Origin of the sequence: Blattabacterium cuenoti, from assembly GCF_014251955.1 — a bacterium.
Lineage (GTDB): Bacteria > Bacteroidota > Bacteroidia > Flavobacteriales > Blattabacteriaceae > Blattabacterium > Blattabacterium cuenoti_L.
The window spans coordinates 389802-401703 of sequence record NZ_CP059203.1 but is presented as its reverse complement, the minus strand read 5'-3'; the positions used below and the strand labels follow the sequence as shown (position 1 = coordinate 401703).

At 25.7% G+C, this 11902-nt stretch carries 17 protein-coding genes; 16 read left to right on the top strand and 1 reads right to left on the bottom strand.

All coding sequences use genetic code 11. From position 1 onward, the window contains the following. Window positions 1-22 precede the first annotated feature (22 nt). The 13 genes from rplR to H0H53_RS01790 all read left to right on the top strand — a co-directional run bounded on the left by rplR (window position 23) and on the right by H0H53_RS01790 (window position 8915). Window positions 23-358: a 50S ribosomal protein L18 gene (gene rplR / locus H0H53_RS01850; protein ID WP_185870315.1), complete on the top strand. Its 336-nt coding sequence runs from the start codon at window positions 23-25 to the stop codon at window positions 356-358. Window positions 359-402: 44 nt separating this feature from the next. Next, window positions 403-915, top strand: a complete 513-nt coding sequence (gene rpsE / locus H0H53_RS01845; protein WP_185870314.1) for a 30S ribosomal protein S5 — start codon at window positions 403-405, stop codon at window positions 913-915. 17 nt (window positions 916-932) lie between these two features. Next, window positions 933-1391, top strand: a complete 459-nt coding sequence (rplO, locus tag H0H53_RS01840; protein WP_185870313.1) for a 50S ribosomal protein L15 — start codon at window positions 933-935, stop codon at window positions 1389-1391. A gap of 9 nt (window positions 1392-1400) precedes the next feature. Continuing rightward, on the top strand, window positions 1401-2834 hold the full coding sequence (gene secY / locus H0H53_RS01835) for a preprotein translocase subunit SecY (protein WP_185870312.1): 1434 nt from the start codon (window positions 1401-1403) through the stop codon (window positions 2832-2834). Window positions 2835-2902: 68 nt separating this feature from the next. Continuing rightward, complete coding sequence (gene infA / locus H0H53_RS01830) at window positions 2903-3118, top strand: translation initiation factor IF-1 (protein WP_014726678.1); 216 nt, start codon at window positions 2903-2905, stop codon at window positions 3116-3118. Between the two features lie 18 nt (window positions 3119-3136). Continuing rightward, a complete protein-coding gene (gene rpmJ / locus H0H53_RS01825; protein ID WP_185870311.1) occupies window positions 3137-3253 on the top strand; it encodes a 50S ribosomal protein L36 in 117 nt (38 codons plus the stop codon). 47 nt (window positions 3254-3300) lie between these two features. Further along, window positions 3301-3678: a 30S ribosomal protein S13 gene (gene rpsM, locus H0H53_RS01820; RefSeq protein ID WP_185870310.1), complete on the top strand. Its 378-nt coding sequence runs from the start codon at window positions 3301-3303 to the stop codon at window positions 3676-3678. A gap of 9 nt (window positions 3679-3687) precedes the next feature. Next, window positions 3688-4077, top strand: coding sequence for a 30S ribosomal protein S11 (gene rpsK / locus H0H53_RS01815; RefSeq protein WP_185870309.1), 390 nt, complete (start codon window positions 3688-3690; stop codon window positions 4075-4077). An 18-nt stretch (window positions 4078-4095) separates the two neighbouring features. Then, complete coding sequence (gene rpsD / locus H0H53_RS01810; protein WP_185870308.1) at window positions 4096-4707, top strand: 30S ribosomal protein S4; 612 nt, start codon at window positions 4096-4098, stop codon at window positions 4705-4707. A gap of 14 nt (window positions 4708-4721) precedes the next feature. Further along, window positions 4722-5723, top strand: a complete 1002-nt coding sequence (locus H0H53_RS01805) for a DNA-directed RNA polymerase subunit alpha (RefSeq protein ID WP_185870307.1) — start codon at window positions 4722-4724, stop codon at window positions 5721-5723. Between the two features lie 48 nt (window positions 5724-5771). Next, entirely contained in the window at window positions 5772-6200 is a 429-nt protein-coding gene (gene rplQ, locus H0H53_RS01800; protein WP_185870306.1) for a 50S ribosomal protein L17, read from the top strand. Window positions 6201-6236: 36 nt separating this feature from the next. Next, window positions 6237-7523, top strand: coding sequence for a phosphopyruvate hydratase (eno, locus tag H0H53_RS01795; protein ID WP_185870305.1), 1287 nt, complete (start codon window positions 6237-6239; stop codon window positions 7521-7523). Between the two features lie 114 nt (window positions 7524-7637). Beyond that, window positions 7638-8915: an SLC13 family permease gene (locus H0H53_RS01790; protein ID WP_185870304.1), complete on the top strand. Its 1278-nt coding sequence runs from the start codon at window positions 7638-7640 to the stop codon at window positions 8913-8915. Here H0H53_RS01790 and H0H53_RS01785 read toward each other — a convergent pair. Further along, window positions 8885-9301, bottom strand: a complete 417-nt coding sequence (locus H0H53_RS01785) for a hypothetical protein (protein ID WP_185870303.1) — start codon at window positions 9299-9301, stop codon at window positions 8885-8887. The genes H0H53_RS01790 and H0H53_RS01785 overlap by 31 nt on opposite strands. A 94-nt stretch (window positions 9302-9395) precedes the next feature. On the opposite strand from H0H53_RS01785, the gene menB reads away from it, so the two are divergent. From menB to H0H53_RS01770, 3 genes are read left to right on the top strand one after another with little or no spacing between them, the layout of a single operon-like run. Further along, entirely contained in the window at window positions 9396-10217 is an 822-nt protein-coding gene (gene menB, locus H0H53_RS01780; protein ID WP_185870302.1) for a 1,4-dihydroxy-2-naphthoyl-CoA synthase, read from the top strand. 13 nt (window positions 10218-10230) lie between these two features. Next, on the top strand, window positions 10231-11160 hold the full coding sequence (gene menA, locus H0H53_RS01775; RefSeq protein WP_185870301.1) for a 1,4-dihydroxy-2-naphthoate octaprenyltransferase: 930 nt from the start codon (window positions 10231-10233) through the stop codon (window positions 11158-11160). A 28-nt stretch (window positions 11161-11188) separates the two neighbouring features. Continuing rightward, complete coding sequence (locus tag H0H53_RS01770) at window positions 11189-11887, top strand: metal-dependent hydrolase (RefSeq protein WP_185870300.1); 699 nt, start codon at window positions 11189-11191, stop codon at window positions 11885-11887. The last annotated feature ends 15 nt before the right edge of the window (window positions 11888-11902 follow it).

Sequence of the window (11902 nt, the reverse complement as noted above, 5' to 3'; positions counted from 1 at the left end):
AGTATTAATTTTTATATTTGATATGAGAAACAAAAAAATTAAAAATTTGAGAAAAGTTTTTGGAAATTCTAATAAACCTAGAATATCTGTTTTTAGAAGTAATAAATCTATTTATGTACAAATGATAGATGATACTTCTGGAAAAACTTTAGTTTCTTCTTCTTCAAGAGAAAAAATTTTTCAAAAGGAAAAAAAAACAAAAATGGAGTTATCTAATGAAGTAGGAAAACTTTTTGGAAAAAAAGTAAAAACATTATTAAATATAAAAAAAGCTGTTTTTGATAAAGGAAGATATTTATATCATGGAAGAGTAAAATCTTTAGTAGAAGGAATTAGGGAAACGGGATTAAAATTTTAAAAAAATATAATCTTAATTAAGTATGGAAAATATTATTAATTAATATGGAAAAGAAAAAAAAAGGAAGAAATATATCAGTAGAACTAAGAGAAAAATTAGTAGGAGTTACTAGAGTTTGCAAAGTTACAAAAGGAAGAAGATATTTTAGTTTTAGTGCTATTGTCATTAAAGGAAATGAAAAAGGAATGGTAGGATATGGATTTGGAAAATCTAAAGAAGCTCCTGATGCTATTCATAAAGCAGGAGAAAAAGCAAAAAAGAGTTTATGTAAAGTATGTATATCTAATGGAACTATTCCTCATGAACAAGAAGCAAAATATGGAGGAGCTCGGATCCTTATAAAACCAGCTTCTGATGGAACTGGAATTATTGCTGGAGGGACTTTAAAAGCTGTTCTTGAAGCTGCAGGTTTGAGAAATGTTTTGTCAAAATCTAAAGGATCATCTAATCCTCATAATGTTATTAAAGCCACTATTAAAGCATTAAGTAGTATAAGAGACGTACAAACAATTGCAAAACAAAGAGGTATTTCAATAAAAAAAGTATATAGTGGATAAAATAAAATTTTAATTTTATGATATTAGGTTGTTTAAAACCAAGTAAAGGATCGAATAAGAAAAAATTAAGATTAGGAAGAGGTCAAGGTTCTGGAAAAGGAGGGACTTGTGGAAGAGGACATAAAGGGGCAAAATCTCGTTCTGGTTATTCCAAAAAATTTGGTTTTGAAGGTGGACAGATGCCTATACAAAGACGTATTCCTAAATTTGGATTCTTTAATAAAAAGAAAAAAAAATATTCTTGTATTAATTTAGAAACATTACAAAATTTGGTAGAGAGAGGAAAAATATCTGAAAAAAATATTATTGATAAAAAAGTTTTATTATCCAATAATTTAATTAATAAAAATGATTTTATAAAAATTTTAGGAAGAGGGAAGTTGCTCTCTCCATTGAAAATTTGTGCTTATAAATTTAGTAAAAAAGCTATTTCTTCCATAAAAAAAGTAGGTGGAGATGTTTTATTTATGGAATAAAAATTATTCATGAATAATTTTTTAATCACATTTCATAATATTTGGAATGCAAAAGAATTACGTAAAAAAATAATAATTACTTTAAGTTTTCTATTGGTATATCGTTTTGGATCATATATCCCTATTCCTGGAATTAACCCTTTAGGAATTAGTGATTTTATAAAAAATTTAAATTCAGGATCTAAAGGCCTTCTACAAATTCTTTCTTCTTTTACTGGGGGTGCTTTTAATAGGGCTTCTATTTTAGCACTTGGAATTATGCCTTATATATCAGCTTCTATTATCATTCAATTAATGTGTATTGTTATTCCTTATCTTCAAAGATTGCAAAAAGATGGAGAAAGTGGTAGAAAACAAATTGGTTTGATGACTAGATGGTTAACTTTAGGGTTATGCTTAATACAAGCTCCTGTATATCTGATTTCTCTAACTCAACAATTTATTCCATTTTCATCTTATTCATCTATTTTATCAAATACTTATCTCATTAATATAAATACTTTTTATGGAAAAACTTTATTTTGGTTAATTGGAATCATAGTATTAACATCTGGAACTTTATTTACTATGTGGTTAGGGGATAAAATTACGGATAAAGGAATAGGAAATGGAGTTTCTTTAATTATCATGTCTGGGATTATAGCTCGTTTTCCAGATGCTATTTACAAAGAAGTACTTTCTAAAGTAGAAATTGGAAATAGAGGATTTATTGTTTTATTCTTTGAATTTTTATTATGGTTATTAGTTATTCTTTTTTCTATTCTTATTATACAAGCAATTAGAAAAATTCCTGTACAATATGTTTCACATTATAAATCTTTAGGTTCTAGTTCCAAGTTAATTCAAAAAAAACATCAATATATTCCGTTAAAAATGACTGCAGCAGGAGTTATGCCTATTATATTTTCTCAAGCTATTATGCTTTTTCCATTAACTTTTTCTGATTATGTGAGCAGTGATAAAATAAAAAGTTTTTTTCATCTTTTTCAAGATATTTATGGATTATGGTATAATTTTGCTTTTTTTTTATTAGTAATAATTTTTACTTTTTTTTATACTGCTATTACTATTCCAGTGAATCAAATGGCTGATGATTTAAAAAGAAATGGAGGTCATATACCAAAAATAAAACCTGGTAGAGAAACCGCAGAATATATAGATCATGTTTTATCTAATATAACTATACCTGGATCAATTCTTTTAGCTATTATTGCAATTTTACCATCTATAGTTTATCGTATAGGAATTACTCAAAATTTTGCATTGTTTTATGGAGGAACATCACTATTAATTGTAGTTGGAGTGATTTTAGATATCATACAACAAGTTGATATTTATTTGTTAAATTATCATTATGATGGGTTGATGATGATGAAAATAAAAAATAGAAATAGTAAATTTAGATATAATAATAGAAGAAATAATAGAAATAAAAACTATTAATTTCTAATAGTTTTTATTTGTTTTTTTTATATATATTTATTGATTGGTAATTATAATTGTGTTTGTTTATGGCTAAACAGAAGCATATTGAAGTGGATGGAACTATTATAGAATCATCACCAAATGCAATGTTTCGTGTTGAATTAGAAAATGGATGCATTGTTAAAGCTCATATTTCTGGAAAAATGAGAATGCATTATATAAAAATATTGCCAGGAGATAAAGTAAGATTGGAAATGTCTTCCTATGATTTGGAAAGAGGAAGAATTACATATAGATATTAATTAAATTTCGAAAAAAAAATGAAAGTAAGAGCTTCTTTGAAAAAAAGGACAAATAATTGTAAAATTATTATCAGAAAAGGACGTTTGCGTATCATCAATAAAAAACATCCAAGATTTAAACAAAAACAAGGTTAAGAATTAAGATAATATTGGGTATTAAAATAATGTGAGTTTAAAAAATTATGGCTAGAATTTCGGGTGTAGATATTCCAAAATCTAAAAGGGGAGTTATAGGTCTTACTTATTTATATGGAATAGGGAAAAGTTTGTCAAAAACAATATTATTATCTGTTAAAATAAATGAAAATAAAAAAGTAATGAATTGGTCGGATGAAGAGATTAGTAATATTAGAAAATATATATCAGATAATATAAAAATTGAAGGAGAATTAAGGTCAGAAACTCAGTTGAATATTAAAAGATTAATGGATATTGGTTGTTATATAGGAACTAGACATAGAAAATGTTTACCTTTAAGAGGACAAAAAACTAAAAATAATTGTAGAACTAAAAAAGGAAGAAGAAAAACTGTAGCTAATAAGAAAAAAGCAACAAAATAAAATATAAAAATGGGGAAATCATCATCCGGGAAAAAAAAAAGATCAGTTGTAGTAGATTCATTTGGAGAAGCTCATATACAATCTACTTTTAATAACATTATTATTACTTTAACGAATAAAAAAGGGGATGTAATCGCTTGGTCTTCTGCTGGAAAAATGAATTTTAAAGGATCCAAAAAAAATACTCCTTATGCAGCTCAAATGGCGGCAGAAAATGTAGCAAAAGAAGGATTAAATGCTGGAATAAAAAAAGTAGAAGTTAAAGTAAAAGGCCCAGGATCTGGGAGAGATGCTGCAATCCGCGCGTTAAGTAATTCTGGAATTGTAGTTACATTAATAAAAGATATTACTCCATTACCGCATAATGGATGTCGTCCTCCTAAAAGAAGAAGAGTTTAATTATTAAATTTTATGTTTATGGCAAGATACATAGGACCAAAAACTAGAATATCTAGAAAATTCGGAGAATGTATATATGGAGAAGATAAATATTTTGAAAGAAGAAAATATCCATCTGGTCAACATGGGAATAACAGACGAAGAGGAAAACGTTCGGAATACTTTATGCAATTATTAGAAAAACAAAAAGCTAAATATACTTATGGTATATTGGAACGTCAATTTGAAAAGTTATTTTTGGAAGCTGCAAGAAAAAAAGGAGTAACTGGAGAATTATTATTACAAGCATGCGAATCTCGTTTAGATAATGTTGTTTTTAGATTAAAGTTTGCACCTTCTAGATCTTCTTCACGTCAAATAATTTCTCATAGACATATTATGGTAAATAATCATATTGTTAACATTCCATCTTTTAGATTAAAACCTGGAGATAAAATTGAAATTAAAGAAAAATCTAAAAAACATCCAGTTATATTAGAATCAATAAATAAAAAAGTTGAAGGAACTTTAGTAGAATGGTTAATTTTAGATGAAAAAAATATGTTTGGAATATTTAGAACGATTCCAAAAAGGACTCAAATTCCAGAAAATATCAAAGAACAGCTAATTGTTGAATTGTATTCAAAATAATATAAAAAATTTTTATGGATATTCTAGATTTTGTTAAACCTGATAGGATTACAACATCAGAATTTTCTAATTGCAAAGGTATTTTCCATTTAAAACCTTTAGAACCCGGTTATGGGGTTACATTGGGAAATGCATTAAGGAGAGTTCTTTTAAGTTCATTGAAAGGATTAGCAGTGACTTCTATTAGAATTAAAGGAGTGAAATATGAATTCACTACTATAGAAGGAGTTGTTGAAGATGTAACTGAAATTGTTTTAAATTTTAAAAAAATTCGTTTAAAACGAAAAGTTTCTGGAATTAATAAAGAAATAGTGAATGCTTATATTGATAGTGATTATGAACAAGTAACTGGAAAAATATTAAATAAATTTATTTCTAGTTTTCAAATTTTAAATACTGATTTAGTCATTTGTAATAAAAATAAATTTGTTCCACTAGAAATGAATTTTACTATAGAAGAAGGTAGAGGATATGTTCCAGCAGAAGAAAATAAAAAAAATAATAATGATTATTTAATTGATACTATTCCTATAGATTCCATCTATACTCCTATTAGAAATGTAAAATACACAATAGAAAATTGTCGTGTGGGTCAGAAAACGGATTTTGAAAATCTTTCATTGGAAATAAAAACAGATGGATCTATATGTCCTAAATCTGCTTTAATGGAAGCTTCTAAAATACTGATACAGTATTTTTCTATCTTTTCTTATGAAAAAATTGGAAAAAAAGAACATGAAAAAATTCATAAAGAAAAAAAATATGATGAAGAATATTTACGTATGCGTACTTTATTAAAAGCTAAATTAAATGACATGAATTTATCTGTTCGTACAAAAAATTGTTTAAAATCTGCTTCTATAAAAACTATAGCTGATTTAGTACTCTGTAGTAGAGATACTATATTGAGAATGAGAAATTTTGGAAAAAAATCATTAGAAGAGTTAGAAAATCAAATGAAAAAAAAAGGGTTATTTTTTGGAATGGATCTCTCCGATTTTAAATCAAAAAAATAAAATTTTATTTAGTATTTTAGATTAAGATTAGATGAATTTAATGAATGAATGAATCATAAAAAGAAAAATAATCATTTGAGTAGAAAATTTGGACATAGGAAATCTATGCTTTCTAATATGTCTTCTTCTTTAATTAAAAAGAAAAAAATTTTTACAACTTTAGCTAAAGCTAAAGCATTGAGACAATATATAGAACCTATTATTACTAAATCTAAAATAAATACTACTCATTCAAGAAGAAATATATTTTCATTTTTAAGAGATAAAATAGCAGTATCAGAACTTTTTAAAGATTCTTTTAATAAAGTACGAAAACGTTCTGGTGGATATACAAGAATTATAAAAGTTGGATTTCGATTTGGAGATATGTCTAAATATTCTTTAATTGAATTAGTAGATTTTAATGATTTTTATCTTGTTAATAAAAAAAATGTAATAAAATCTGTAAGACGTAGTAATCGTCTTAAAAAAAAATAGATTTAATAAAAAAAAAGAAGAAGATAAAATAACAAGATGAGAAAAATTAAAAAAATAAAAGCAAGACAAATTCTGGATTCTAGAGGAAATCCTACTGTAGAAGTAGATGTGATTACAAATAATAATGTATTGGGGCGTGCATCTGTACCATCTGGTGTTTCAAAAGGAAAAGAAGAGTCTGTTGAATTACGTGATTACGGAGAGTCTTTTTTAGGAAAAGGAGTTTTTAAAGCAGTTCAAAATGTTAATAAAATTATTGCACCTGAACTAATTGGAAAATCTGTTCTAGATCAAGAATATATTGATCAATTAATGTTAGATTTAGATGGAACAAAAAATAAAAAAAGATTGGGTGCTAATGCAACTTTAGGAATTTCTTTAGCTGTCACAAAAGCAGCCGCAAAAGAATTAAAACTCCCTCTTTATAAATATATGGGAGGAATATCTTCAAATATTTTGCCAGTTCCTTTAATAAATATTATAAATGGGGGAAAACATTCAGACTCTTCTATTCCTTTTCAAGAATTTATGATTATTCCTGTGAAAGCAAATAATTTCTTTGAAGCTATTCAAATGGGACATAAAGTTTTTTATCAATTAAAAGATATTTTACATAAAAAAGGATTCTCGACTAATCTTGGGGATGAAGGAGGATTTTCTCCAAGTTTTAATAACATAGAAGATGTTCTGGATAATCTTTTGGAAGCTATACATATGTCTGGTTATGAACCGTATGATCATATAGGTTTAGCTTTAGATTGTGCCGCTTCTGAATTTTATCAAGATAATCAATATAATTATTCAAAATTTGAAAAAGTAAAAGAACGAGAAATAAGAAAGTCTAGAGAAGAACATATAAATTATTTATCATATTTAACTAAAAGATATCCAATTTTATCTATTGAAGATGGGATGGATCAAAATGATTGGGAAGGATGGAAATTATTAACTCATGAGATTGGAAAAGAGGTTCAATTAGTAGGAGATGATCTTTTTGTAACAAAAGAAGAAAAATTAAGTCAAGGGATAAAAAAAGGAATTGCTAATTCTATTCTTATTAAAGTAAATCAAGTAGGAACACTTACAGAAACGATAAAAACTGTTAATTTGGCGAAAAAAAATAGATATAACAATATTATTTCTCATCGTTCTGGAGAGACAGAAGATACTTTCATAGCAGATTTTTCTGTAGCTTTTAATACTGGACAAATTAAAGCAGGCTCTATTAATCGTTCTGAAAGAACTTCAAAATATAATCAATTATTTCGTATTGAAGAAATACTTGGAAATAATTCCTATTATCCAGGATGGATTTTCCCATGAAAAAATTTACCTTTTTATTTCCATTTTTTTTTATTTTTTTAGTTTTTGATGGTAAGTTTTTTTTTTAAGATTTTCAAAAACAATAAAAACAAGTAAGGAATCAATGTAATAATAATGGTAATAGTAATAATATTAGTTTTTATCATTGGATATTTATTTATTACCCTTGAAAATGTTGTCTCCTTAAATAAGGTTATTCCATCTCTTATTATGGCTTCTATTTGTTGGAGTTTAATTATGTTTTGGAAAATTCCTGTTTTTGAATTGAATGATAAACATTTAATAAATTGGAACGGTCCTAAACATCATTTATTATTACTTCATTTAGGAAAAGCATCTGAAATTATTTTTTTTCTTATTGGAGCAATGTCTATTATTTCTATTATTGATGCTTTTTCTGGATTTGAATCTTTAAGAGAATTATTTTCTAATAATACAAAACGAAAATTTTTATGGATAATTACTTTTTTATCCTTTTTATTATCTGCAATAATAGACAATCTTACAGCAACTATAGTTATGGTTTCTCTTTTACGAAAAATTATTTCTGATTATAAAGAACGTTTACATTATTTGGGTTTTGTGATTATCTCTGCGAATGCAGGAGGAGTATGGTCTCCTATTGGAGATATAACTACGACAATGTTATGGATTTCTAATAAAGTAACGACTATAAATCTTATCAAAGAAATATTTATTCCATCTTTTTTATGCATGTTTTCTTCTACTTTAATAGGTTCTAAAATGTCTATTTTTAATGGAATTATTCAAGTGAAAAAAACAGGATTATCTAAATCAGATATTAAAAAAGGTTTTATTTTGTTTAATATAGGTTTATTATTTATGTTATTCGTTCCTATTTTTAAAATTATAACTGGTGTTCCTCCATATATGGGAATGCTGTTTTCTCTTGGAGCATTTTGTATTGTAATAACTATTTTGAATAGAAATTTTTCTTTAAATGAAGTATTTAGTAGAAAAATAGAGATGTCTAGTGTTTTATTTTTTTTAGGGATATTACTTTCTGTTTCAGCATTAGAATCTTTAGGTTTGTTATATCATTTATCTCATTGGATTAGAAAAATAGTTTTTACATGGAAATTAACAACATTTATATTTGGTTTTATATCCTCTATTATAGATAATGTTCCGTTGGTTGCAGCTACTATATCTATGTTTTCTTATCCTATTGATCATGAATTTTGGCATTTTATAGCTTATGTTTCTGGAACAGGAGGAAGTCTTTTGATTATAGGATCTGCTTCTGGAGTTGCAGCTATGGGAATGGAAAAAATAGATTTTTTTTGGTATCTAAAAAAAATTAGTTGGTTAGCTTTTATAGGATATTTTTCTGGATTCTCTTATTTATTAATAAAATCTTTTTTTTTGTAAAAATTTTCTATAAATTCTCCTCCTAGATATGAGAAGGAAAAAAAAATGGGAAAAATAATAATTTTAAACCAAAGGGGAAGTGTATACAAAAAAATATGAATAAAGGCAATAATAAATAAAATAAATCCATTTAATACTGCATAAGCTTTTTTAGCTATTTTTACAAATAGAGCTGTTGTTATTCCTCCTATAAATGAACTAATTGCATAAAAAAATGTAAGAATTATAAAAAATTCAGTTGGTGCATAAATAAAAATATCTTGCAAATTTTTTAATGGAATGAATTGAATTTTTACAAACCATTTTTTTATTAATTCAATAGCAGAAAGAATTTCTGTTATACTTACTCCTATTCCTATAATTACTGAAAAGATATTTCTGAACATTATCCTATTAAAATACTCTTTCTAAAGAAAGAATTTTTTTTGTTATTTTGTTTATTAAAATAAATGTCAATTTTAAAATTCAACTTTTTAAGTTATGCATTATACAATAAATTGGATTCCAATTAAAAAATATGAAGATATTTTATTCCTTTTTTGGAAGGGAATTTCTAAGATAGAAATTAATAGACCTCAATGTCATAATGCTTTTCGTGTAGAAACAGTTCAAGAAATGATTGATGCTATAGATATATGTCGTGACAGAAAAGATATTGATGTATTGATTATAACTGGATCTGGAAAATCTTTTTGTTCTGGAGGGGATCAAAAAACAAGAGGATTAGGAGGGTATTTAGGAAAGGATGGAATTCCAAAATTGAACATTCTAGACTTTTATAAAAAAATACGAGAATTACCTAAACCAGTTATTGCTATGGTTAATGGGTTTGCTGTAGGAGGAGGACATGTTTTGCATGTAGTTTGTGATTTGACTATTGCATCAGAGAATTCTATTTTTAGTCAAGTTGGTCCTAAAGTTGGATCTTTTGATGGGGGATTTGGATGTTCTTATTTAGCACGTCATATTGGTCAAAAAAAAACAAGAGAAATGTGGTTTTTATGTAAAGAATATTCTGCAAAAGAAGCTTTGAATATGGGGTTAATTAATAAAGTTGTTCCTATAAATCAATTAGAAAAAGTTACCATAGAATGGTGTCAAATGATACAAAAAAGAAGTCCTATGTCTTTGAGAATGATTAAACGGTGTTTAAATGCAGAATTAGATGGTCAACATGGATTAATGCAATTAGCAGGAGATGCCACTTTTATGTTTTATTTGATGGATGAATCTCAAGAAGGAAAAAACGCATTTTTAGAAAAAAGAGATCCAAATTTTAAAAAATTTTCTAAACTTCTATAAAGAAATGAGGAATATGAAGTTGAAATACTGGTATAAATCTGTTCGTATTCATACTTTACCATTATCTTTTTCTGGGGTGACTTTAAGTTTTTTAATCTCTAAATCTAGAGGAGACGTAAGTTTTTATACTTATTTTTTATGTCTTATAACTGCTTTATTATTGCAAATATTAGCTAATTTTTCAAATAATTATGGAGATTTTATAAAAGGGGTTGACAACTATTACTACTCTAATAAAGATCCTATGATACAACATAATACAATAATTCAAAGTGGGTTTATCTCATTATTAGAAATGAGAAAAGCAGTAAAAATTCTTTCTTTTTTATCTTTTTTTTCTGGTATATTATTGATTTTACAATCAATATCAATTAACATAAAAAATATTTTCATTTTTTTATTTTTCCTTATAGGGATTTTGATTTGTATATATAGTTCCATAAAGTATACTGTTGGAAAAAATCCTTATGGTTATATAGTTGGAATGGGGGATTTATTTGTTTTAATTTTTTTTGGACTCGTTTCTGTAATGGGAAGTTATTTTTTATATACTCATACTTTTTGCATGGATATCTTATTTTTATCTTTTTCTGTAGGATTTCTAAATGTATCCGTGTTAAATATTAATAATATGAGAGACATAGAAAATGATTGTAAAAATGGAAAATATACAATAGCAGGAGTATTGGGAATTAAATATGCAAAACAATATCATATTTTTTCTGTTTTAATTTCTTTATTTTTAGGAGGATATTTTATTTTTTTAAATTATAAAGGGATTTTTCAATGGTTTTGTTTTGTCTCTATTTTTCCTTTTTTTGCAAAACATATTCAAAAAATCATTTGGATATCAAATCCAAAAGATTTGAATTTAGAACTAAAAAAACTAATTTTAATGACTTTTTTTCATTCTATGAGTATAGGTATTGGAATCCTATATTGAAATATATTGAAAATAATCCAAAAAAAATATGAAAATTACTTTTTTCACTCATAGTACGTATACATTAGAAATACATAAATTTCTTTTATTAGTAGATCCTTTTTTTTCTGATAATCCTATATTAAAAAATGATTCTTTATTATTCGATAAATGTATGAATTTTTTCAAAAAAGTAGATTATATTTTATTAACGCATGCACATTATGATCATGTTCTTGATACAGAATTTTTTGCAAAAAAATTTGAATCTTTAGTGATCTCAAATTATGAGATATCTAATTATTTTGAAAATAAAGGATTAAAAACATATGGAATGAATTATGGATCTTTTATTTCTTTTCCATTTGGAAAATTAAAATATGTTTGGTCTGCTCATTCTAGTGTTTTTAATGATGGAACTTATGGAGGAAATCCTGGAGGATTTCTTTTACATACGGATCAAGGAAATATTTATTTGTCAGGAGATACCTCTCTTACATATGAAATGAAACTCATTCCTAAATTTGGGAATTTAAAAATTTCTATTCTTCCTATAGGTGGAATTTATACAATGGATGTAGAAGAAGCTATAATTGCTTCGGATTTTTTGCAATGTAAGAAAGTTTTAGGTGTGCATTATGATACTTTTGAAACAATTCAAATTAATAAAAAAGAAGCAAAAAATAAATTTTCTGAAAATAAAAAGGAGCTTTTTTTACCAAAAATGGGAGAAACTATATGGATCTGATTATTTATTGTATGT

What these genes read in the sequence shown, in the direction of transcription:
- rplR (WP_185870315.1), top strand. Translation starts at nt 23, where the DNA reads ATGAGAAACAAAAAAATTAAAAATTTGAGAAAAGTTTTTGGAAATTCT.
- rpsE (WP_185870314.1), top strand. Translation starts at nt 403, where the DNA reads ATGGAAAAGAAAAAAAAAGGAAGAAATATATCAGTAGAACTAAGAGAA.
- rplO (WP_185870313.1), top strand. Translation starts at nt 933, where the DNA reads ATGATATTAGGTTGTTTAAAACCAAGTAAAGGATCGAATAAGAAAAAA.
- secY (WP_185870312.1), top strand. Translation starts at nt 1,401, where the DNA reads ATGAATAATTTTTTAATCACATTTCATAATATTTGGAATGCAAAAGAA.
- infA (WP_014726678.1), top strand. Translation starts at nt 2,903, where the DNA reads ATGGCTAAACAGAAGCATATTGAAGTGGATGGAACTATTATAGAATCA.
- rpmJ (WP_185870311.1), top strand. Translation starts at nt 3,137, where the DNA reads ATGAAAGTAAGAGCTTCTTTGAAAAAAAGGACAAATAATTGTAAAATT.
- rpsM (WP_185870310.1), top strand. Translation starts at nt 3,301, where the DNA reads ATGGCTAGAATTTCGGGTGTAGATATTCCAAAATCTAAAAGGGGAGTT.
- rpsK (WP_185870309.1), top strand. Translation starts at nt 3,688, where the DNA reads ATGGGGAAATCATCATCCGGGAAAAAAAAAAGATCAGTTGTAGTAGAT.
- rpsD (WP_185870308.1), top strand. Translation starts at nt 4,096, where the DNA reads ATGGCAAGATACATAGGACCAAAAACTAGAATATCTAGAAAATTCGGA.
- H0H53_RS01805 (WP_185870307.1), top strand. Translation starts at nt 4,722, where the DNA reads ATGGATATTCTAGATTTTGTTAAACCTGATAGGATTACAACATCAGAA.
- rplQ (WP_185870306.1), top strand. Translation starts at nt 5,772, where the DNA reads ATGAATCATAAAAAGAAAAATAATCATTTGAGTAGAAAATTTGGACAT.
- eno (WP_185870305.1), top strand. Translation starts at nt 6,237, where the DNA reads ATGAGAAAAATTAAAAAAATAAAAGCAAGACAAATTCTGGATTCTAGA.
- H0H53_RS01790 (WP_185870304.1), top strand. Translation starts at nt 7,638, where the DNA reads ATGGTAATAGTAATAATATTAGTTTTTATCATTGGATATTTATTTATT.
- H0H53_RS01785 (WP_185870303.1), bottom strand. Translation starts at nt 9,301, where the DNA reads ATGTTCAGAAATATCTTTTCAGTAATTATAGGAATAGGAGTAAGTATA.
- menB (WP_185870302.1), top strand. Translation starts at nt 9,396, where the DNA reads ATGCATTATACAATAAATTGGATTCCAATTAAAAAATATGAAGATATT.
- menA (WP_185870301.1), top strand. Translation starts at nt 10,231, where the DNA reads ATGAAGTTGAAATACTGGTATAAATCTGTTCGTATTCATACTTTACCA.
- H0H53_RS01770 (WP_185870300.1), top strand. Translation starts at nt 11,189, where the DNA reads ATGAAAATTACTTTTTTCACTCATAGTACGTATACATTAGAAATACAT.